A 23,055-nucleotide genomic window follows, 5' to 3' on the forward strand; every position below is an offset into this window, starting at 1 on the left:
TTTATGAAAAATAAAATCATTATTGCTTTACTTGTCTCAACAATCATGTTATGTACTGTTGTTGTAAAAGCACAAAGTTTAACTCCAACCTCTAGTATATCAGTAGCTGGAACTGCTGATAATTTTAAGGGAGGATATACTTTCTCATACGCAACATCTGGAACTCCTTGGAGTGGTGCACTTATTAGTTTTGGTGGCTTTGCAAATAATTATGATTGTCAGATAAGCTCAGATTATGGTCCTAATGGAGGAAATCACATTTCTTTTAGAACAAAAAATGGAGATGCTAGTACTTGGAATTCATGGAATGAATTGGCAACCAGAGGAACAAATAATTTTATTGGAAATCAAACCATTAATGGAAACATTGGTATTGGTACAACTGCTCCAAATTCCAAATTAACTATTAAATCAGGTAATACAGGTGTAAGTATTGATCCTGGAAACAGTCCGTCATATTTTGGAACTTTAGCTTTTAATAGAGAATCTGCTACAGGTCAGATATTTGATCCTAACGGTCAAGCTTTTCAAATAAATAATGGAGGTGCAGATAAAAATCTTCATTTTCAAGTTTATAATAATAATGGAACACAAATAACAGACAATGCGTTAGTAATTAGCGGAACCAATGCTAATATTGGTATAGGAATTTCAAATCCAACCAATAAATTAGATGTAAATGGTACAATTCACTCTAAAGAAGTAAAAGTGGATATGATAGGTTGGTCCGATTTTGTTTTCAAAAAAGAATATGATTTGCCAACACTTGAAGAAGTTGAAAAGCATATTGCTGAAAAGGGCTATTTAGAAAATATTCCAAGTGAGGAAGACGTTTTAAAGAATGGAATTAATTTGGGAGAAATGAATACTAAACTTCTACAAAAAATAGAGGAGTTGACGCTTTATACTATTGAACAAAATAAGAAAATCCAAAAACTTCAAGAGGAGAATAAAAAATTTATTGAGATAGAAAAAAGACTGGAAAAAATTGAAAAAGAGTCAAAATAAAAAACAAATCACCTTTTGCCAAAGTTATTAACTTTGGCAAAAGGTGATTTAAACAAATTCATATCCCGCATAAACCTGTTCAATTTCTTTCATAATAGCGAAAAGATTTTCAGGTTCATCAGTGGTCACTAATTTTTGTTTGTATTCTTTAAAAGAGTGAATTCCTTTAAAGTAATTGGTATAATGGCGGCGCATTTCTACAATTCCCAAACGCTCGCCTTTCCAGTCCATAGACCATTGCAAATGATTTCTGGCTGCTTCAACACGATCGCTCACAGTAGGAGAAGGCAAGTGTTCACCCGTTTTAAAGTAATGTTTTATTTCGTTAAAAATCCACGGATAACCAATTGCAGCACGACCAATCATGATACCATCGATGCCATATTCATTTTTATATTTTAATGCTTTTTCCGGACTATCGATATCTCCGTTTCCAAAAATAGGCATTGTAATTCTTGAGTTATTTTTTACACGTGCAATATGTGACCAATCAGCATGGCCTTTATACATTTGTGCGCGGGTCCTGGCGTGAATCGTCAAAGCCTGAACACCAATATCCTGAAGTCTTTCGGCAACTTCATCAATATTGATTGAACTGTCATCCCAGCCTAAACGCGTTTTTACAGTTACAGGCAAATCGGTACTGCGAATAACGGCTTTAGTTAAACGTACCATCAAATCAACATCTTTCAAAACTCCTGCTCCGGCGCCTTTGCAAACTACTTTTTTAACAGGGCAACCAAAATTAATATCAACTAAATCCGGTTTTACTGTAGAAACAATTTTAGAAGAAAGTGCCATTGCCTCTTCATCACCACCAAAAATCTGAATTCCAACCGGACGTTCATAATCAAAAATATCCAACTTCATTCTACTTTTGATAGCATCACGAATCAATCCTTCCGACGAAATAAATTCAGAATACATCATGTCAGCTCCATGCGTTTTGCATAATCTGCGAAACGGTGGATCACTCACATCTTCCATCGGTGCAAGTAATAAAGGAAATTCGGGTAATTCTATGTTGCCAATCTTGACCATCTTCAATATTTTGTGCAAAATTACAACTTTTTAGTTGAATTGACACAATTAGAGGTTCAAAGGGTCAGAGTAGTTAAGGTTCAACGGTGTTAGATACAGAGTTTAAACCTCTGTTATCCTGAGCCTTTGTAGCTTTGAACCTTCATACAGTGGTTTTTCTGTAGTCAAAGAACCGAATTGGTTTTCTGCTCATCGGATTAAAAACCAATGGATTTAAAGTTTCTTTTGAGGCAAATTCAATTTTTGGAGTTACTCTCAATTTTGCTCTGAAATGATCTTTTATTTCCTGCAAAAATTCCGGAGTTTGATTTTTTACGGCAATTTTTATCAGGATTTCATCGGTACCTAAATCATTGGTAGAAATCTCAATGATGTGGTTTTCAATAGTATCAAAATCACTCAAAACATCGTTCATTGCAGGCGGATAAAGTGTTGTGCCTTTATATTTAATCATTTGTTTTTTACGGCCAATTACTGGTCCAACTCTGAAAGTATTTCTTCCACAGGAACATGGCTCATCATATAGCTGAACGATATCTCCGGTTTTAAAACGCAATAAAGGCATAGCCTCAATTCCTAAAGTGGTAAAGGTTAATTCACCGGCTTCACCATTTTTTACAGGGTTATTATTTTCATCTAAAACTTCAGTAATAATTAATTCCGGATGATGATGGCCACCAATTCCGTACTCACATTCTGTAAAAGCGGTGCTCATTTCTGTTGAAGCATAAGTCGAAAACAACTTAATATTCCATTTTTCAGCGATTTTTTTGGATAAGGTATTCATCGAAAAATCCTGATTTCTCAAAGATTCTCCAATACAAACGGCTCCTTTTATACTTGAATTATTATAATCGATTCCATGAATTTCGGCATATTCAACCAACTTCAATAAAAATGAAGGAACGGTTATTAAATAGGAAGGTTTATATTTTAAAATAGAATCCCATTGCAATTCCGGAATTCCTGCACCTACGCGAATAACACCTACCTTTAGTTTTCTCAATCCTAAAAAATAAGCCAGACCAGCCATAAATTTACGGTCGATTGTTGTCATTAATTGCACAACATCGCCTTCTGCAATTCCGGCACAGGCAAATGAAATAGCTTCGTTATAAGCCAGTCGGTCTAAGTCAGAATCGGTTAAACCAAAAGTCACCGGATCACCCAAAGTTCCTGAAGTCGAAGAATAATCGATAATTTTATGCTGCGGAACACACAAAAAATCATCGTTATATTGTTGTAAATCCTCTTTTGTAGTTACCGGTAAATGTTGTAAATCTTCAAGGGTTTTAATTTTCGAAATATCAATATTTTGTCCGGCAAAAAGACGTTTGTAAAAAGGAGAGTTTTGGCTGATATAGTTTAAAAGTTCTGCTAATTTTTGCTCTTGAAAATTTTTAATTTCTTCTAAAGAATCTTTTTCTATTGCTGGAATCATTATGATTTTCTTTTGAGTTTTTTTAAATATTTTTCAATTGCTTCTTTATCAGGAACAGTTGTGATTTCTTTAGTTAATGCTTTTTCAAAGTTTTCTTTAGCAAGCCGGAAGTATTTCTGTTGGTAAAAGTACAACCCTGCTTTATAATACACAACCCAATAATCCGGATTTAAAGATTGGTAATTCTCAATAAAATCGAAAGGAATTTCCGTTTTATTTTTCAAATATAAATTTATTTTATGATCTTCAATTCTAAACTTTTGATAGTTTTTAAAGGCAATCGTTTCTAAAAACGGATCTTTGGCAATATTCAGGTTTTCTTCTTCAAACGAAATAATAGAATCCATTTTTCTTTCCTTAAAAATAGAATCTAAATTATAGCACACAAATTCGCCTAACTGATATGGATTTGCAGAAACCCAGACTAATTTTTCTTTAGGTTTAAAAATTATTCCGTGATGCGCCATCAATTGATTTAAGGCTTTTTCATTTCCATATCCCAATTTGATATTTTGTAAACCATCTTTATTCCTGAGAATTTCTGAAGCAATTTGGAGGTTAATTTTCGGATTTTCAATAAACAATTCCTGCATTCTCTCTAAGCGATATTTCGAATGGCTATTGGTAATTTGTGATTCATTTCGTTTGTCATTTTTATAAGCTTCACTCTGAAAATGATTTGAACAAATCAATTGATTGGTGTTTGGGACATCATAAACACCCATTCTTTCCGGTGAAATTTCAATCAGAATTGCTTTGTTATCCTGAGCACTTCCCACCATTATTGATTCAGAAACAAATACTTTTCTTTTTTTGGCAATTGCAATCGCTTCATCAATATTTTTAGCATATTGTAAAATTTCACGTGTCAGAATTGAGATCGGTGTCTTGGCAGTCAAAGGGATTTCTGATTTTCCTGCATTTATAGTTACTGTCAGGCCTTCCTTATTCATTCCGGAAACAGCACCAACCATGCCCGGCCAGGTAACCATCATAAACGGATGTCCTTCTTTTGGATTTATAAATGCCACTATTTTATTTTCCGCGAAAGCATCATTCACATAAAAATCAAAATTACGGCCCAGAATTAAATTACCATCTTCAGATTTTTCGTCCCAGGCGGCAAAAGAAGAGCAGCCTACCAAAGCCAAATCCTGCAAAGCATGACCAATATCGTGCGCAGCGTGCAAATATAAACTGAGCTGATATTGTTTGGCTAAGTTGTCAAAGTTATGCGAAGTGTATTTGGAAACTCCGTAAATTTCGGCTTGATATTCATTCGGAACATTCTGATATAATTTTCTGTTATACCATTTTAGAAAATTCCGAAGCAAATTTTGTTGAAATTTTGAAGGAACAATATTTTCAATTCGGGAGAAAAAAATCTCTTCTTGTTTTTTTAGAAGTGAATCTGACAAAGCTCCGGTTGTCAGACCAATTTCGAGTGGATCACCTTCTGTATATAATTCCCAAAGGCCTTGTTTGTTTTTTAAAAGAGAATTTTTGCCGGAAACAAAAACAGTATCTGCTTGTTTTATTACAATAGGTTTTATGGTATTATAGTTTGAAATGTCAGGTTCATGACGCATGGATTTTGAAGTACCGCACGAAACTAGTATCAACAAAAAAAGGAAAAATAAAATTATTATGATTCGATTCTTCATACACTCTTTTATTCAGATGCCTTATTGATTTTATTAACCAGATATTCTTTTCCAACAATTTCAGAACAAGTCACTACCGCTCCAATGGTCACACCTAAAACGCCATGCATGTTGATACCCTGACCGGTTAAATATAAATTATCTAATTTGGTTTTTGGTGAAATAAAAGTTTTCATGGGATTATTAGAATCTTTTACATAACCATACATATTGCCATTATGACCTCCAATGTAATCGCGATACGAAAGTGGTGTAGAGTTATGTACAGATTTGATGCAATCCTTAATTCCGGGAAATTTTATTTCAATTTCCTCTAAAAAGCGAGTTGCTTTTCTGGATTTAAATTCTTCATAGCTTTCGCCACGATCGTTTTTATCTGCAGTAGTATTAAAAGTATTTACCCAAGGTAATAAATCATCATATTTCATATAGGTGATAAAAGTCATTCCTTCTGCCCATTCTTCCAAATTTTTAGAGGCGTTCATTGAAGCCATGTAAGCTTTTGGCCATGAATTTTCATCATAGTCATGAGCATTCCAAACGTCATTACTATTCTTAAAATGGTAGTAATTGTGATTGATATATTTAAAGGTTTCAGGTTTAAAAACTATATAGAGACTAAAAGCAGATATAACACCTTCAAGGCTTTGAATTCTGCTATAAAAAGATTTTCTAAAGTTTTGTTCCCCTACCATTTTCAAAGTAGTTTTAGGTTCGATATTCGAAATAAAATAAGTCCCTGAAACTTCTGTATCATCTTTCATTTTAGCAGAAGTTACCTTATTGTTTTCAACACTAAAACTGATGACTTCTTTGTATTTAAAAAATTCCCCACCGTATTTTTTAAGCTGTTTTAAAAGCTGTTTTGTTATTTGACTCCCTCCATTTATACAACGCCATGAACTTTGGATATAAGAGTTTACAGAAAGGGCATGAACATAAAAAGGCGATTTATCAGGAATCCCCGCATATAAAAAATTTGACCCGGCCAGAACGGCTTTTAATTTTTCATTTTGGGTAAATTGATCAATAGTTTCCTTGGCGTTTAATGTCAGGATTTCACTATCATATTTTCCTTCCCATTTTAAATTATATAACGGGAATGAGTCGCAGGTCGATTTAACTTTTTCGCAATAATTTTCAATTGATTTTTTTTCTTCGGGAAAATGCTTTACTAATTGATTTACAAAATTTTCATATCCCTGAGCATGCGGATATTCTTTGTTCTCATCTTCAAATGAAATAACATCAAAAGCATCTTCGTCCATTTTTTTTAAATTCAATTGATCGATAATGCCAATATATTTAAAATATTTGTACAAATTCTGTCCTTCGCTTAATCCTCCGATATAATGGATTCCAGTATCAAAAATGGTTTTATCACGTACAAAAGTCTGAAGATTTCCGCCGTATTGATTATTTTTTTCAAGCACACAAACACTGTAACCTTCCTTCGCCAAAATAATTGCCGATACTAATCCACCCAAACCACTGCCTACAATAACAACGTCATAATGCTTTTTCATTCTAAATTTTTCTTTAATATGACTATTGAATTTTCTTCCAAAGCATATTCAAAACCAAAGTTAATCAAAGTAGTTTTTAAACTTTGACAATTCACTAAAATTACACAGGAAGAAGCAGAAACAATTTTTGAAATATCACTATTATAATTTTCTTCCGAAATTAAAATAACATCATATTGGATTTGAGCAGCTGTTTCAAGGTTTTCCAGATAAGAAATTTTCCTTTTTGAAACGATATAATTATTTTTGGCAACTGACAGTTTTTCTTCGTCTGAATTATAAGAATATATTTTTCGTTGAGGTTCCTGCAAAGCCAATAATACATCTAATTGTCCGTAATCATTCGATAAATGTAATATTCTGGCTTTCGCTGAAATATGCTTGTTTAAATGATAATAGGTTTCCAGATGTGTTTTTAAATTGCTTTTTACACTATTTATAATTTCTGCTTCTTTGTAATCATAACTGTTTATAAGCATTTTTTTGAAATATTCCGGACCTTCTAATTCCTGACGGATTTTTTGATATTCGACTTTAAAAAATGAACTTAATTGTTTGGTCCTTTCAGTATAATTTTTCCCGAATGTAAGATTATCAGGAGCAATTCTTTCCAAAACAGAAACAGTAAGACTGGTATCGTGAATTACAAAATCACCTTTCGGAATTGCTTCCGAAGCACCGTGAATAACCACAGGAAGAATGTCTAAATTGAACTGTTCGGCAAGATAAAAAGCACCTTTGTGAAAACGCTTAATCTCATTGCTTTCTGAACGGGTTCCTTCTGGAAAAATCATTAATGAATACCCTTCGTTTATTTTTTGACGTAAATGCTCAATACCGCCTTCAAGACCTTCAGAAACAGGATAAAATCCGGCTTTTTTAACTGTAGCGCCAAAAATAGGGGAATTGTAAACCCAGTCATTTACTAAGAAAATAATGTTCGGGCTCAGCATTCCGCATATCAAAATATCTAAAAATGAAGAATGATTCGCAATTATAATAGCTGGTTTTCGAAAGTCTTCATTAAAATTATTAATGACTTTTTTATGAAGAAACGGATTGGAATATAATACCGATTTCATGAATTTTGAAATCGCATATCTAAATCCTTTCATTTTTGTTTTTTCATTAATGGGAAGAATCGGCATAATAACCAAACTAAAAAGCGACATCAAAACACCGCCGGATCCATAGTAGAAAAAAGATAAAATACCGTGGAGGAAGGTTCTTAATTGAAATGGTGCATTTCCGTTTTTCGGACGATTTGAAATGAATAATTTAAAGAGAATTGGATAGAAAATAAAGGTAATGATGAGTGCGGCAAATACACCAATCAAAGATACCGATGAAATAGATTTTAACGCAGGATGCTCTGCAAAAATCATAGCGCCAATTCCTAAAATTGTAGTAATTACAGCTAAAATTATAGAAGTCCTGTAAATTGCAATTTCGTTTTTTCCGGTTGTATATTCTTTTTGGAGCGCACTTGTCATGAAAATACTAAAATCGACTCCGTGACCAAAAATCAATGTGCAGACAATCATGCTGAAAATATTCATCTGAATGCCAAAAATACCCATGATCCCTGCTGTCACAATTCCTGTCAAGGCAATCGGAATACAGCTTACAATAACTAATTCTATTCTTCGGAAAAAGAAAAACAAAATCAGAATTACGGCAACAAACGAATAATTTACAAGAGAATTAAAATCGGTTTTTAAAGTACTGAAAAACGTTTCGTTCATTTGCTGGCGATCTATGGCAATCAGATTTTTTTTAGTTTCAGCCATTTTTACAAAAGCGTCACGTTGTTTTGGAGCTACTTTTACTAAAGTTGAAATCGTGAAAAATCCATTTTTTTCAGTTACAAATTCATGCAGTTGCAAAGCCTGAATTTTTAGATAATCAGCTGCTGAAATCGGTTTGAAATTAAAATCCAGATGATCAAAAAAGATATTATAAGTTGTAGGCTTAAAACCTAATTTTGAACCTTCGGAAATTAAATCGGATTTCAAAAGTTGTTTTTTATTTGCATCCCAAAAAGAATTCCATTTTTCAATTTTCTGTTGCTGTTCTTTTTGTGAAAGCATAATTCCGCCCACTGAACTAAAGTTTAATATTTTTTGCTGTTGTTTTTCTTTAGACAGATCTGCAAAAAGACGGCTGTTATTTTGCAAAACTTCCTCCATACTTTTTCCGTACGAAGCAACATAAATTGTTTTTGAAGTTAGACTGGTACTTTCTTCCAGTTCTTTTTCGGCAGCTTTTATTTCTTTCGGAACAAAATTTAATTGCGACAAATCGTTATTAAATCCCACATTGTTATAAGTAAAACAACAGATAATCGTAATTAAAACACAAAAACCAATCAGGAATTTATTATTATGGAACGAAAAATGAGCCAATTTATCGATCACATTTTTCTTGTGTTCAAAATTATTTTCTTTCGGTTTATATAAATGTGGAACAATCAAAAGCGAGAAGAATGCAGAAGCCATAACAATCACGGCAGCAAAAATCCCCAAGTCATTTAGTGCTTCAGATTTCACAAACAACAAACATAAAAATGCAACAGCAGTGGTCGAACTGCTCATAATCAAAGGCATCGTAATGTCTTTGTATAGTGTTTTTACATCGCTGTTATGTTTGTAATGTGTCAGAATATGAATGGAATAATCTATTGTAATTCCCAACAGGACAGAACCAATTCCGAGTGAAATGGCTGAAATTTGTTCTTTTACAAAATATAAAAAAGCTATGGCAAACAGGGCGCCAAAAACTGTTGGAAGAAAAATGATTAATGGGATTAATATTTTTCGGTAGAACAAAATTAAGATCAGCATCAAAGTTATCATTGCGATTGTTGTCGTTAAGATAATATCGCTTTTAATTTGACTGGCATTGGCAACAGCTATCAAAGCCGAACCAAAATAACTGATCGAAGTTTTGGTTTTGAATTTGTGATTTAAATTGTCCTGAATCGATTTAAGCTTAGCTGCAAAAATGGTATTTTTTTCGGTTTCGCTTGATGGAAGATTTGAGGTGATAAAAAGTAATAATTTCTTTTTGTCTTTAGTCATTACAAAACCATTGTCGAGTATAAAATCGTCACCAACATTGAGCTGCTGTAATTTTTTTAAAGCAATGAAAGAAATCCCAAGCGGATCCTGCAAAATAAAATCTTTGGTCACAAATCCGGAAGGCGAAATAATCGATTTATAATTTCCCTGAACGGTTGCTGCAATACTATCTTTCTGAAGTTTATCCTGAATAGTTGTATAATCTTTATTTTCCAGAAAAAGAGGGAGATTATTGTACACAAAATCTATTGTCTCCTGAATGTTTTCTTCGTCAACTTTTCCTTGAATTCCGGTTATATATGGCTTGCATGATTTAGAGACACTATCTGAAAAAACGGCAGCCATTTCTTTTAAATCTTCATCAGTTCCATTTTTTTCCAATTTGAAAATAACGGTAATTTTATCAGCAAAATTAAGCTGTTTAAGCACTTTTGCCGTTACATCAGATTTGTCGTTTGTTGGAATAAGTTTCGTAATATCTTCCTCAAATTTAATTTTGGAAGCAAAAAAACCAAACACAAAAAGCATCGCAACAGCCAATAAAACCGATAAAGATTTTCTTCGGTTTACGAATAAATGGATGGCGTAAAAATAGTGATGCATATTTATTTTTTTTTGCCACGAATCGCACGAATTTCCATAATTTTTTTTCAATTTTTGAATAAAATCATGCTATTCCTTTATACTGTGGTTAATTTAAATTTTATTATTTTAAAAATATTCGATCAGAATTACCTTGATTAATTTGTGAAAATTTGTGCAATTCGTGGCAAAACTACACAGATTTTTTAAATCATTTTTAATCCTTTAATCTGCTGCAAAAATACATTTTAATCAAGGTTAGTTTTGTTTTTATCCGAACTAAAAGCCATTAAAAGCAAATAACTGATAAGACCAAAAAAAAGCGCTGAAACGCTTGCTAAAATAAGACTTCCAACGATATATTGTGTTGCATTTTGCTGAATATCATCAAACGTAAGTGAACTGTCTAAAACCAAAGAAGTTTCATTTGATACAAAATAGCTTCCCATTTTTAAAGATCCATAAATAATAAATGGAATAAAAGGCGGAAAACTCACATTTGAAGATAAATAAGCGATGACTTTATTGAGCCTGAGTAAAGTGGCAAAAGATAAAAGCAGTATGGTTTGAAAACCCCAAAAAGGTGACAGACCGATAAAAATCCCTAATGCAATTGCAGCGGCTTTTTTAAAATTAGAATCGTTGCTTTCTAAAATATCCTCCAGAAAAAACTTTTTAAAACCTTTTTTTTTTGCTTTTCGAAAAAAGTCTCTTGGCTTGATGTACAAAAGCGCATTTACAACCAAAACAGTATTCAGAATACTGATTCGGCTAAAATCTTTAAACGGACGAAAGTGTGAAACACGTTCGGCAGGATCATATAAAATCTGAATCGGAATATTTTTTACTAAAATACCTTTCCACGCTGAGCGAACAATCACTTCAATTTCAAACTCAAATTTATTGGTGTAATATTGTTTGGGGATCAATTGCAGAGGATATAATCTGAAACCCGATTGTGTATCTTCAAGTTTTATTCCGGTTTCAAATTGAAACCAAAAATTCGAAAATTTATTTCCAAAACTGCTTTTTTTCGGCACATTTTCCTGTGTCATATTTCGGCTTCCAATCAATAAGGAATTTGGTTCTTTTTGAATTTCAGTGATAAAATTTGGTATGTCAGCAGCAAAATGCTGACCGTCAGAATCAATCGTGATAGCGTATTCAAAACCTTTTTCAATTGCTTTTCGGAAACCGTTTCTCAAAGCTCTTCCTTTTCCTAAGTTTTCAGGATGATGAATTTGTAGCAGATCAGGATATGATTTTAAAATTTCACTTGTTTCATCAGTCGAACCATCATTAACAATTATGACGTTTGAAGTGTAATCTAAAACGGAATCCAATACTTTTTTTAACGTTTTGTGATTGTTGTATGTTGGAACAATCACACAAAAATGCGTTAAATTTAGTAGCTCTTGCTGTGATAAAATAGGTTTCATTGGTTGTATTTTCTTTACCTACTTCACAAATTGCTTCTCCTTTTCAGAGAAACTTTTAGATTGTAATATAAAGCTTTTAAGATATTCTTTTAAAGAGCCATTTTGCTCATTATAATGTTCAGTAATAAACTTTTTGTCTTCTTTAATATTTTTTTTATAACCCGTAATACCCGGTACATTTTCCTGGATACTCAATCGGATCATTCTGATTTCTATATTATTGGGCTCGCTTTTTATAGTCGATTCAAGTAGTTTGGCACCTTCTTTAAAACGTTCCATTTTTGCGCCTAATTTTTTTTCATATTTTGAATCCAACAAAACAGAAGCGGCTTTATAAGCTACTAAAATTTTATCATCATCATCAGAAATATTGGCCAGTTTAGCCGTAAATTCTTTGGCATTAATTTCAGATTTTGTAACCGTTGGATACATTTTTCGAATAGCAGCCAAATCAGGATTTGCAATAAATGCAAGCCATAAAAACAATGAAAAAAGCAGTTTCATAATTATATTTTTTTATACACATTACTTAGTTTCAAAGCAACGGTGTCGTTAAAATAGGTTGTATTTTTTACTTTTACAAAATCATCTTCGGTAGTTACAATATCAAGTTCTAAACGCAATTCCGGAGTAACTTCAGGATTAATAAGCGCCATGAATTTTACATTTGCAAGCGTTTGAATCATTAAAGTACTTTTTGTAATAGCTTCTGTAAGTTCTTTAATAATCTGAATCATGCAGACTCCGGGCATAATTGGGTTTCCAGGAAAATGACCTTTAAAAACCTTATGCTTTTCGTTCACTAAAATAGTAACAATGTATTTTGAATCACTTGTTTTTTCTTCTGAAAGTATTTTGTAAAAATCTTTTAAAACCATAATTTATTATTTTTTCCCAAAAGTATACGTTGCACCAAATTGAAATACCAAATTGTTTGTGTTAACGCCATCAGCATAATAATTAGTAAATGAATCTGTCAGACCCTTTTTAACTCTTGCTTCAAATGAAATTCCATTTTTTAAGCTGTATCCAAACCCACCGATAATTCCTAAATCAACATCTTCTCCTTTGTTAAAATTATATTCTTTCTCTTTTGGATCAACCTTAATATCGTTTGAAATAAGTATATCACAAAAAGGGCCTGCTAAAAAGTAAAAATTCTCAGCAAAATTGAATTTATTAATTGTAACTCCTGAAATATATTGTAAAGAGATATCTACATTCCCGTGATTATTAACAGTTATATAACTATTCGATATTTGGTCATAATAGTCAGTAGTTCCCATCGGAATATCTCCCTTAGCACCTTGTCTCGAATATGTTAATTCAGGCTGTAATGTGTAAACTTTTGAAAGCTTTAAAGCGCCAAATGCACCAATGTAAAAATCAGTTTTATTTCCGAGATCTGAATTTGTAAATTTCGAAATGTTTATTCCTGCATGAATACCAGGTCTAAATGTTACTTGTGCTTGTATTTTTGTTAATGTTAAAAAAACTATTACAATTATTAAATTTTTATTCATCTGTTTTTATTACATTTTAAAAGTATAACTGATGCCAATCTGGAAAACCTGATTTAAAATAACTTCATCATAATTTCCATTTTCATTATCATCATAAATACCGTCGTAACCGTAAATATCAATTAATCCTTGTTTAATTCTCGCTTCAAATGTTAATCCGTTAGGTAAAGTATACCCAACTCCGCCAACTAATGAAAGGTCGAAATCAATTGGGTCAAAACCATATTGATCAAAATTATCACTTGTTTTAAAATCTGCAGAAGGTCCGGCGAGGATATGAAAACCACTTCCATTAAAATGAAATTTAGCCACTGCATCAAGCGAAAGATAATTTAATTCATATTTTGCATTGTAATAATTATCATTAAAATCATAATAACGACCATCTGAACCTTGTCTTGAATACGTTAATTCAGGCTGAAGTGTAAAAAATTTATTGAATTTTATAGCAACAAATCCACCCACATAAAAATCCGATTTTAAACCATTATCATCAATATTGGTTAGTCTTGAAAGGTTTAAACCTCCTTTAAGTCCTGGGCTAACACTTACTTGTGCTTGTGTTGTTGCGATGCCGATAAATAAAACAAATGCAGTTATGATCGATTTTCTCATTTTTAATTGATTTAAAGTTTATTATTAGTTTTTAATTTTCTGATTTAAAATAATTTAGCTCTATTTTTAATTTAATATTCTGATGAATAATCTGAATCTTTTCAGCAAAAATATTGTTTTCTGAATTAAAAAAGACTGTAAATTTTTCTTTTGTTTGGGATGTGTGAACGACTTTTTCTAACTTTTGATCTTTTTTGGTCAGAAACAGGTAATTATCACGTTTTCCATCTGCAGATTTGTAAATGTCAAAAGATTCATTTTCAAATTGTTCCTGAATTGAATAATTCTTTTTCAGAAGCAGACGAAAATCTTCTTTTAAAGTGTTTATTAGAATCTTTTTGTCTAATTCTGATACAATCGAATTGACTTTGAAAGCCGTTTCGGAAATTTCAAAATCAAATAACTTGTTACCAAATTCTGTTGTAAAGACTATCCGATGTGTAGTTTCATTTATTTTTTTTGCGATGAAAATTCCGGACAATTCATTTCCATAAACTGTGATATTGGTTTTGTAAACGTAATCTGTTTTTGAATCTGAAAAATAAGGAACCTCTACAGCTGTTTTGTCTAACTTTTTAGAAGTATAATTTTTTGTGACTGAGCCACAAGAAAATAAAACAATCGCCAAAAGGCAATTAATTAATAAATACTGAATCGTCGATTTTTGCATTGATCACTTTATTTTTAAGTACAATTCGGGTATAATCATCTGATGATTCCAAAAGCTTTACTTGTACAACTGTAGCTTCTTCTTTATCAAAAGTCAGTTCAATTTGTTTGATATATTTTTTTAGCGTTGCATCTTTTGGAATAAATTTAGCCACATTCTGTCCTTTCGATTTGAAGTACGAAATCGTAAATTCTTTATCATCAAACATATTACCACTTACGCTTCCAATGATTAATTTGTTGATACGTCCAAAAATTTTGCTGTTGCCAATATCAACGGCACTTTTCTTACCTTCATCATTGATCAGGATTTTGCCGTTTTTAAAAACAATACTGTAATTATATGGCTTTTTATATTGCCATTGCAGTAAATTAGGTTCTTTAAAAATCATTTTTCCTGATGTTTCAATGTCTTTTGATAAAAAATCCAAATGCTTGTACTGAACAAAATCGGTACTTAAGGTTTTTATTTTCTTTGATACAACATTTACATCCTGTTTGAATGCAGCGATTTCTGCAGCCGTCATTTTTTGTTCCTGAGCTATTAAAGCTGTTTGACAAATGCTGAAAAATAGGGTAAGTAAAAATAGTTTAGTCTTCATATGCTTTAAGATTCAAAAGTTCTTCTACCGAAACAACCTGATAGTTTTGCTTTTGCAGAAATTGCAAAAACTGTTCCAATACCAAAACAGAGTGTGATGCCGTGTCGTGCAAAAGTACAATTCCGCCGGGAGAAATACGTTTAATAATCCGATTGAAAATTAAATTTCGATTTTTAATACCCCCATCAAGCGACCTGATATTCCAGCCAATAACCTTGTGACCGGTTGTTTTTAATGCTCTTCGAATAGATGGAGTAGTCACACCATAGGGAGGCCTGAAAAAATTTATTTTTTTTGAAGTATATTTTTTTAACAGTATGTCTGTTTGCTGAATTTCTTCCGTTATTTTTTTTGCATTATAAAAATCAAAAAAAGGAGAGTGACTGTACGAATGATTTCCAACCAGATGACCTTCAGCGATAATTTGTTTTACAATTTCAGGATGTGCTTTGATATTTTTTCCAATACAGAAAAAAGTGGCGGTTGCATTGTATTTTTTTAAAAGACTCAAAACTTCTAAAGTATAATCACTTGGACCATCATCAAAAGTAATTGCAATTTTTTTTTCGGTTTCTGATGCATTATTACAAAAAGCCTTTACATGATAATTTGAAGAAATTCGGGCTGAGCCTACTATATTTATTCCTAACCAAATCAAAACAATCCCAATAAACCACCAAAAATTAATTGCATTATAGAGATTCAAAAGAAGCAGTAAAAGCAATAAAAAAATAAAAAATAACGAGATGTTTTTATGCGTTATCATTTTGACAGTAACGTAAAACTATGATTTTTTCCACTCAGTTGATTGTACAATAAAATGGTATTATAAGCAGGTTTTTCAACATAATTTACTTTTATAATTTCCGGAACTTCTTGTGTTTTTATAACTTTTGATGCTACCCATAATCCAAAAGCTGAAGCAGTATCGTATTCGCCACACAAATGTTTGTAATACAATTGAGGTGTATTTACAAAAGCATTTTCAGTCAGTTTTTTATAGTAAGAATCGAATTTCAGATCACCATTAAAACCTAAAATGACAGCATCAATATCTGAAACTTGCAGATTATTTGATTTAAGAAAAGTGTTGATTTCAGTTTCAATTTCATTTTCTTCTAACGTGTTTTTAATTTCAACATCCAGAATTTCAGCATAAGTGGTGTCTTTTTTTTCATTTTCTAAAACAAAAAAACTGGCACCTTCACCATGAACTGCACCTGTTGTTGTTGGAGTTAAAAGATTAAAAGGCTGTTCACTTTCTTGTTTAACGCGCCCGGCTAATTTAAAAAGTGACATAGTATAATCACCATTTTCATCTACTCCGCCAACTAAAATCGAATTTGCTTCATTTTCTTCCAGTTGCATTTTAGCATCCAAAAGTGCAGACTCAAAAGAAACTGCGCCATTTACATATGTAAAATTATAACCTTTGCATTGCATTGTCAAAGCTATTTGTGCTCCAACGGTATTATGAGTTGATTGAATAAATGCGGTTGGTGTTAAAAATTCTTCGTTATTATCAAGGATATTTTTCAGGAATTTTTCAGAATCTTCGATGCATCCCAAACCTGTTCCGGTAATAATGGCGTCAACATTTTCTGTGTGCGCATCTTTCATCGCGAGAACCGAAGCTACTATTCCGTTTTTTACTCCTTTCGCCATTCTTCTGGCAGCAGCCGGAGAAATAAAATCCTTGTAAACAGGAGGAACAACACTAAGAATGTTGTCATTTTGATTGTATACAGCGTCTTCTAAAAAAACAGTATCAAATGTTTTTTGAGTCGAAATACAACTTACTCCATTTATATATGTTTTTTTCATTCGCTTTTTGAAAATATTAAGGTTGAACAATTTCCTCCAAAGCCAAAAGAATTAGACAAAACGTGTTCGATATTTTTATTTTTTAAAGAAGTTTGTGGTTTCAAATCAAACTCTTCCATTGGAGTTTCAAAATTCATGTTTGGATAAACGACATTATTCTGAATTGCCAAAACGCTGTAAACGGCTTCAATCGCTGCCGCCGCTGCTAATGTGTGTCCTGTAAAAGGTTTCGTTGAACTAAAATCCGGAACTTTTTTATCTTCGTAAATCCGAAGTATAGCTCTTCCTTCGGATAAATCATTGTTTGGAGTTGCAGTTCCGTGTACGTTGATATAATCTATTTCAGAAGGTTTTAAGCCCGAAACTTCAAAAGCTTTATTCATTGCCAAATAGGCGCCGTCTCCATTTTCTGAAGAAGCAGTCTGATGAAAAGCATCATTTGCATTTCCGTAACCGGAAACTCTGGCCAGGACTTTTTTATTTTGTTTTTTTACAATTTCATCCGATTCTAAAACAAGATAAGCTGCCGCTTCTCCTAAATTTAATCCTTTACGATTGTTGTCAAAAGGTTTGTTATAATCGTCTGATAAAATCATCAGTGTTTTGAATCCGTTGATGGTGAATTTTGCCAAAGCATCAGCTCCGCCAACAATAACACGATCAAGTTTTCCGCTTTTAATTAATCGGGCGCCCAGCATAATTGAGTTGGCAGCCGATGAACATGCGGTGCTGATTGTGGTAACCATTCCTTTTAAACCTAATTCTTCTGCAATTTTATCTGCCACGTCACCACCATCATGACAACTGATGTATTTTACAAGTTCAGGATTTTCGAAATATTTGTAATAATATTTTTCAGTCATATCCATTCCGCCTACACTTGTAGCAGAAATAAGCCCTGTTCTGAATTCGTTTATCGATGTGATTCCGGCATTTTCAACAGCTTGTTTTGCTGCAAAAGTGCCAATCATTGCTGTTCGCGAAAAGTTATTATCAGGTGTGAGATTTAATTCTTCAATCAATTCCTGATTGGTTTTCTTGATTTCGCCTACCTTATTAATGTCGGCATGAATCGTGGTAATATTCTCGACCCGAGTAATGGCACGTTTTTCATTTAGTAATGAATTAAAATTTTCCTCGACTGAATTTCCAATCGAAGAAATAATTCCCATTCCCGTTATTGCAACACCTTTTGTCATTTTAGATTTTAGATTTTTAGATTTTAGATTTTTGGACGATTCTTTAGGTTCACAAAATTTTGAAAACCATTTTGAATTAGATTTAAATATTTCTATCTAAGAAATCTAAAATCTGAAGCCTAAATCTACAATCTATTTAGTTCTGTTAGCTTCAATATAAGCTGCCATACTTTCGATCGATTGAAAAATAGTTTTTCCTTCTTTCGGGTCAACCAATTTAATTCCGTAATCTTTATCTAAAATTACGATTAATTCAAGAGCGTCAATTGAATCTAAACCTAATCCGTCTCCAAACAAAGCATCGTTATCAGCAATATCTTCAACTGCGATATCTTCAAGGTTTAGAGTTGTAATGATTTTATTTTTTAATTCTGCTTTTAATGCTTCCATGATTATTTGTTGTATAAAGTATTGATTGTTTCGTTTGTGTATTTTGTATTTTCTTCTGTACTTATTGTACAAAGAAAAGCTTTGTAATTGTCATTAAAAAATTCAACCCAGCCACAAAGAACCAAATCTGCTTTGTTTGAATTAAGAAGAATGTTCGAATAATTCGACATAAATTCAGGATTGAAGGCATCAAATATAAAGAAAGAATTTTCACTTTTCAGCTGATGACGGATACTTATTTCGCCTAAACATATATTTGGAAGCGTATAAACGAAAACTGCCGGACTCGGATAGTAGTTTTCTTTGTCTGAAATAGATTCCTGATATTTTACATCGGTGTCTAAACTCGAGGATTTATTGGCTAAAACCAAGGCGATATTATTTTCTGTTTGCTTCGCCAGTTCGCTATCGCTCGGGTCAGATGAAGTTATCGGACTTAAAAGCAATTCAGCACCTAAAAAAGCCAATTTGCTCAAAGCATCCATTTTGAAAAACTTCGGATATTGTATCTCAAAATTACGATAGGCCTGTTTTGAGAAATCCCCAAAACTGGTTGGTTCAATTTTGAATACAGAAGCTCCGTTCAAAACAATTTCGTTGTTTTCGATTGTACAATAGGATTGTATGTAGGTTTTATTTTGAGCCATTTTTTTAATTTAACACTAATTCCACAAATTAGCACAGATTTAATTTTTGGGTTTAAATTACACAAATAATATCCTCCGTGAGAATTAGTGCAATTCGTGTTTCATTTTTTCAAAAATCACAGCCGTATTACAACCTCCAAATCCGGAAGCCGTTTTCAAAAATATTTCAACACTTCCCTCTTCATTTTTCTGAATAACATTAATCGATTCGCTTACGCCGATTTCGTCAAAACCTTTCGATTCAAAAAGTATATTTTGATTCGCCGATTCAATTGCAATTACGGTTTCCAATAATCCCGAAGCACCTAATGTATGTCCATAAAAACCTTTTAAACTATTAATTGGAGCATTTTGTAAACCTAAACGGTTTAATGCAATTGCTTCCATTTCGTCGTTAAACGGAGTTGCGGTTCCGTGAGCTGAAATATAATCGATTTGATCTGAATTGATTTTCGCTTCTTTCATCGCATTCTGAATACTTCTAAACAAACCTTCGCCTGTTCTTGATGGTCCTGAAATATGATTGGCATCGTTGATCGAACTGTCGCCAATTATTTTTATTTTGGCATTCCTGACTTCCGCCGAAACTAAAACAGCTGCTGCTGCTTCGCCTAAACTTACACCGGTTCTGTTTTTAGAATACGGTTTACAAGGCAAATCGCTCATCGCCTGAAAAGCATTAAAACCAGACAAAACAAATTCTGAAACTTCATCGCCGGCAACCACAAATACATTATCGTACAATTCAGACTGAATCATTCTTTTGGCAACGGAAACTGCTAAAATTCCCGAAACGCAGGCATTAGAAATTACAATTGGCTGTGTTTTAAATCCGAAAAAATTGGCAACGTTTTTTGCCAAAACATCTAAATGTGCATTCTGAAAACTTGCTGCAGAATCATTTTTCAAAGCTGTAACATTTCCTTTTGTTGTAGAAAGTATAAATGCTGTTTTTGAGTTTAATTCAATTCCTGAATTTTTGATAATCGGCTCTAAAGCCAAAATCATCATTTTTTCTAAACGTGTATATTTTGTATCAGTGCTGATTTTTGTAAAAGCACTGTTTATTTTTTCATCATTAATAATCGAAGCATAAAATGCATTCGGCATCAAAGAAATGTCTTCATGCAATTGAATACCGGAATTACCACGAACAATCGCTTCGATATTCGATTGAACATCAAATCCTAAAGGCGTGATACAATTGGTTTTCGTGATATATACTTCTTTTGACATTTATGATTTCAATTTTTATTATCTAATTAATGGCACGCAGATTTGGCAGATTAAGCTGATTAAATGGGTTTTTTATTTAAAATTTGTGAAAATTGGTGACTCGAGCAATAGCGAACTGGCGAAGCAAATTCGTGTTTTACTTCATTAACCCCACTTTTCGTTTCCACTCCTCATAAAAAGGAGGATTTGTCAGCATTAAATTTCCGTCGCTATCTAAAAATACCTGAACCGTTTCGCCTGTGCAGGCTACTTCGCCTTTGGCATCAATTATTTTAAAACGATAAATTATTTTGGCAGCAGGCGTATCTACTACAGTTGTTTCTATTGTTACAACATCACCATAGCGAAGTGATAATTTATGTTCGCATTTTGATTTTACAATTGGTGTTGTGTAGCCAGTTGCAGCAATATCTAAATAAGTAAGTCCATGCTGGCGCCCAAAGGCTTCTCTTCCATCCTCAAAATAAGTAATATAATTGCCATGCCAGACAATCCCAAGCGGATCAGTTTCGTTAAAACGAATTCTGATTTCATGAGTCACAATCAGGTTAGTTGCTTCGTTAAACTGTTCTTTTCTTTTTGTCATAAAATAGTGCGATTGAAGTTGTGATTATAAAAAACAAAAACAACAAACTTATTTTTGGAATGATTTCTAATAATGTTACGTTGCGCAATAAAACATCGTAAAAGGCTTCTAATCCCCAATTCATAGGAGATGATTTAGCGATGATCTGCATGATTTTTGGCATTACAAAAACAGGTACCCAAACACCACCGATTGCAGCTAAAATAATAACACTCGTTGCGCCAAAAGGGGCTGATTGTTCTTGTGTACTTGCAACGGTTCCTAATAAAATTCCGAATCCGATGGCGGCAAAACCTGAAAATAAAGCGACAATACTCATTAAAAATAAATGCCCTTCGATATTTAATGAAGGCAGACCAATATGCGGAAACAGAAAAATGGCTACAGCAACCATCATATAAAACTGAATCATGCAAATGACAGAGTAGGTGATGGTTTTTCCGATGATGACAATTAAATTCGAAACCGGATTGGTTAATAATCGGACAAATGTTCCTTGTGATTTTTCTTTTACGATATTGATTGACAATGGAATTACGATAAAAAATATGGCAAAGAGGGTCCAGGCTGGAACATTGTGCTGTACTGAATTTGGAAGAATTTCTTTGTTGTTGATTTTCGGAATTATTTCTTTGAAAGTAATAAAACTCTTTTGTTCGAATTTTGTATTTTCTTCACCTAACTGATTCTGAAAAGTAGTGTAAATTGATTTGGTTTCGATCTGCGAAATCATTTTATCAATCGAGCTCATCACCGCATTTTTGAAACTCATCTGAACGGCAGGATCAAAATACAATTTAACTTCTTTTTCTTTAATTATTTTTGAAGGCTTCGTTGTTGCCGAGCTGTCGGATAAACCTATTTTACTCACAATGTTGTCTACATTCTGATCAATTTTGGTTTGTAAATCGATACTTAAATCTTCCGGGATTATAATTGCCAATTGAAACTTTCCTTTGTAAACAGCTTCCCTTGCAACCTCTTCAGTAATAGGTTTATTGTCAATTTGAGTAACAACGCTAAACAAATTGCTTTTTTCTAAATTATCAAAAACGGTTTTAGAGACTGAACCCTTATCATTATCGACCAATAAAATCTGAATTTTAGTATTACTTACAGTTTTAAAAGTACTGTCTTGTATTAAAGTTACCGTGATTACGAGCACCAATGGCATAATAAATAAAATAATCAAACCGCCTAAATCTCGTTTAAGGAGTAAAAATTCTTTTACGACTGACATCCAAATTTTATGCATCATCTCTAAAGTCTTTACCGGTTAATGAAATAAAAACGTCTTCAAGATTTCTTGCTTCAGGGGTTGAATGAATCAATCCTGACGGAGAGCCTTGCGCATAAATTCTGCCCCGGTCTAAAATAGCGATGTTAGTGCAAAAATCTTCAGCTTCGGCTAAATGATGTGAAGTATAAATAATGGTAGTTCCGTTTTGATTCAGGAATTTTAAATAATCTATAATGGCATTTTTCGATTGAACGTCAACTCCAACAGTTGGTTCATCCAAAAACAAAACTTTCGGATTGTGGAGGATTCCCGCAATCAGATTGACTCTGCGCTTCATTCCTCCCGAAAACGTTTCTATACGTTTGTCTGCGAATTTTAAAAGACCTAAAAGATCCAAAGTTTCAATAACCTTATCTTTTAAAACGGAACCTTTTAAACCATACATACTTCCAAAATAATGCAGATTTTCTCTGGCGGTTAATGTTGGATATAAAGCATATTCCTGAGGAACAACGCCAATAATTTTTTTAATTTTTAAGGAATGATTCGTGTAGTTCAGATCATTAATGGTGAAGTGGCCTGAAGTTGGTTTTACCAATCCGCAAAGCATAGAAATTAAAGTTGTTTTTCCTGCTCCGTTCGGACCTAATAATCCAAAAATCTGGCCGTCGTATATATTCAGCGAAAAGTCGTTCAAAGAATACATTTCTGCATTTTTGTACTTTTTCGAAAGGGATTCTATT

Annotated in this window: 22 protein-coding genes; 1 reads left to right on the forward strand and 21 read right to left on the reverse strand. The window is 32.7% G+C overall.

Features of this window, described 5'->3' with window-relative positions:
• Positions 1-3 precede the first annotated feature (3 nt).
• Positions 4-1,008 carry a hypothetical protein gene (locus tag ACEN92_RS14950; RefSeq protein ID WP_495639147.1) on the forward strand — a complete coding sequence of 335 codons (1,005 nt, stop codon included), beginning with the start codon at positions 4-6 and terminating at the stop codon, positions 1,006-1,008.
• A 48-nt stretch (positions 1,009-1,056) separates the two neighbouring features.
• Here ACEN92_RS14950 and dusB read toward each other — a convergent pair whose 3' ends face one another.
• The 21 genes from dusB to ACEN92_RS15055 form a co-directional block, all read right to left on the reverse strand.
• Positions 1,057-2,049, reverse strand: a complete 993-nt coding sequence (gene dusB / locus ACEN92_RS14955) for a tRNA dihydrouridine synthase DusB (RefSeq protein WP_495639148.1) — start codon at positions 2,047-2,049, stop codon at positions 1,057-1,059.
• 142 nt (positions 2,050-2,191) lie between these two features.
• The gene (gene flxY, locus ACEN92_RS14960; protein WP_495639149.1) at positions 2,192-3,490 is read right to left on the reverse strand and encodes a flexirubin biosynthesis putative acyl-CoA ligase FlxY; all 1,299 of its coding nucleotides are present in this window, start codon (positions 3,488-3,490) and stop codon (positions 2,192-2,194) included.
• Positions 3,490-5,154 (reverse strand): C45 family autoproteolytic acyltransferase/hydrolase, encoded by a 1,665-nt coding sequence (locus ACEN92_RS14965; RefSeq protein WP_495639150.1) that lies wholly within the window; start codon positions 5,152-5,154, stop codon positions 3,490-3,492. The genes flxY and ACEN92_RS14965 overlap by 1 nt, the downstream gene beginning before the upstream one ends.
• A gap of 8 nt (positions 5,155-5,162) precedes the next feature.
• Complete coding sequence (locus ACEN92_RS14970; protein ID WP_495639151.1) at positions 5,163-6,680, reverse strand: phytoene desaturase family protein; 1,518 nt, start codon at positions 6,678-6,680, stop codon at positions 5,163-5,165.
• The gene (locus tag ACEN92_RS14975; RefSeq protein ID WP_495639152.1) at positions 6,677-10,363 is read right to left on the reverse strand and encodes an MMPL family transporter; all 3,687 of its coding nucleotides are present in this window, start codon (positions 10,361-10,363) and stop codon (positions 6,677-6,679) included. Before ACEN92_RS14975 ends, ACEN92_RS14970 begins: the two co-directional genes overlap by 4 nt.
• 227 nt (positions 10,364-10,590) lie before the next feature.
• Positions 10,591-11,781 carry a DUF2062 domain-containing protein gene (locus tag ACEN92_RS14980; RefSeq protein ID WP_495639153.1) on the reverse strand — a complete coding sequence of 397 codons (1,191 nt, stop codon included), beginning with the start codon at positions 11,779-11,781 and terminating at the stop codon, positions 10,591-10,593.
• An 18-nt stretch (positions 11,782-11,799) separates the two neighbouring features.
• A complete protein-coding gene (locus ACEN92_RS14985; protein ID WP_495639154.1) occupies positions 11,800-12,285 on the reverse strand; it encodes a hypothetical protein in 486 nt (161 codons plus the stop codon).
• A 2-nt stretch (positions 12,286-12,287) separates the two neighbouring features.
• On the reverse strand, positions 12,288-12,659 hold the full coding sequence (locus ACEN92_RS14990) for an ApeI family dehydratase (RefSeq protein ID WP_495639155.1): 372 nt from the start codon (positions 12,657-12,659) through the stop codon (positions 12,288-12,290).
• A 6-nt stretch (positions 12,660-12,665) separates the two neighbouring features.
• Complete coding sequence (locus ACEN92_RS14995) at positions 12,666-13,304, reverse strand: outer membrane beta-barrel protein (RefSeq protein ID WP_495639156.1); 639 nt, start codon at positions 13,302-13,304, stop codon at positions 12,666-12,668.
• A 9-nt stretch (positions 13,305-13,313) separates the two neighbouring features.
• A complete protein-coding gene (locus ACEN92_RS15000; protein WP_495639157.1) occupies positions 13,314-13,919 on the reverse strand; it encodes a porin family protein in 606 nt (201 codons plus the stop codon).
• A 31-nt stretch (positions 13,920-13,950) separates the two neighbouring features.
• Positions 13,951-14,589: a flexirubin biosynthesis protein LolB2 gene (gene lolB2, locus ACEN92_RS15005; protein ID WP_495639158.1), complete on the reverse strand. Its 639-nt coding sequence runs from the start codon at positions 14,587-14,589 to the stop codon at positions 13,951-13,953.
• On the reverse strand, positions 14,555-15,190 hold the full coding sequence (lolA2, locus tag ACEN92_RS15010; RefSeq protein WP_495639159.1) for a flexirubin biosynthesis/transport protein LolA2: 636 nt from the start codon (positions 15,188-15,190) through the stop codon (positions 14,555-14,557). Before lolA2 ends, lolB2 begins: the two co-directional genes overlap by 35 nt.
• Positions 15,180-15,956, reverse strand: coding sequence for a polysaccharide deacetylase family protein (locus ACEN92_RS15015; protein WP_495639160.1), 777 nt, complete (start codon positions 15,954-15,956; stop codon positions 15,180-15,182). The genes lolA2 and ACEN92_RS15015 overlap by 11 nt, the downstream gene beginning before the upstream one ends.
• A complete protein-coding gene (locus tag ACEN92_RS15020) occupies positions 15,953-17,014 on the reverse strand; it encodes a beta-ketoacyl synthase N-terminal-like domain-containing protein (protein ID WP_495639161.1) in 1,062 nt (353 codons plus the stop codon). Before ACEN92_RS15020 ends, ACEN92_RS15015 begins: the two co-directional genes overlap by 4 nt.
• Positions 17,011-18,213: a beta-ketoacyl-[acyl-carrier-protein] synthase family protein gene (locus ACEN92_RS15025; protein ID WP_495639162.1), complete on the reverse strand. Its 1,203-nt coding sequence runs from the start codon at positions 18,211-18,213 to the stop codon at positions 17,011-17,013. Before ACEN92_RS15025 ends, ACEN92_RS15020 begins: the two co-directional genes overlap by 4 nt.
• Before the next feature lie 132 nt (positions 18,214-18,345).
• A complete protein-coding gene (locus tag ACEN92_RS15030) occupies positions 18,346-18,603 on the reverse strand; it encodes a phosphopantetheine-binding protein (RefSeq protein ID WP_495639163.1) in 258 nt (85 codons plus the stop codon).
• Between the two features lie 2 nt (positions 18,604-18,605).
• The gene (locus tag ACEN92_RS15035) at positions 18,606-19,250 is read right to left on the reverse strand and encodes a 3-oxoacyl-ACP synthase (protein WP_495639164.1); all 645 of its coding nucleotides are present in this window, start codon (positions 19,248-19,250) and stop codon (positions 18,606-18,608) included.
• Positions 19,251-19,334: 84 nt separating this feature from the next.
• Complete coding sequence (locus tag ACEN92_RS15040) at positions 19,335-20,486, reverse strand: beta-ketoacyl synthase N-terminal-like domain-containing protein (RefSeq protein WP_495639165.1); 1,152 nt, start codon at positions 20,484-20,486, stop codon at positions 19,335-19,337.
• 136 nt (positions 20,487-20,622) lie between these two features.
• Positions 20,623-21,072, reverse strand: a complete 450-nt coding sequence (locus ACEN92_RS15045) for an acyl-CoA thioesterase (RefSeq protein WP_495639166.1) — start codon at positions 21,070-21,072, stop codon at positions 20,623-20,625.
• Positions 21,047-22,330, reverse strand: coding sequence for an ABC transporter permease (locus ACEN92_RS15050; RefSeq protein ID WP_495639167.1), 1,284 nt, complete (start codon positions 22,328-22,330; stop codon positions 21,047-21,049). Before ACEN92_RS15050 ends, ACEN92_RS15045 begins: the two co-directional genes overlap by 26 nt.
• The gene (locus tag ACEN92_RS15055) at positions 22,320-23,018 is read right to left on the reverse strand and encodes an ABC transporter ATP-binding protein (protein ID WP_495639168.1); all 699 of its coding nucleotides are present in this window, start codon (positions 23,016-23,018) and stop codon (positions 22,320-22,322) included. Before ACEN92_RS15055 ends, ACEN92_RS15050 begins: the two co-directional genes overlap by 11 nt.
• Positions 23,019-23,055 lie beyond the last annotated feature (37 nt).

The sequence above is a fragment of the Flavobacterium sp. Flavsp81 genome (assembly GCF_059491325.1).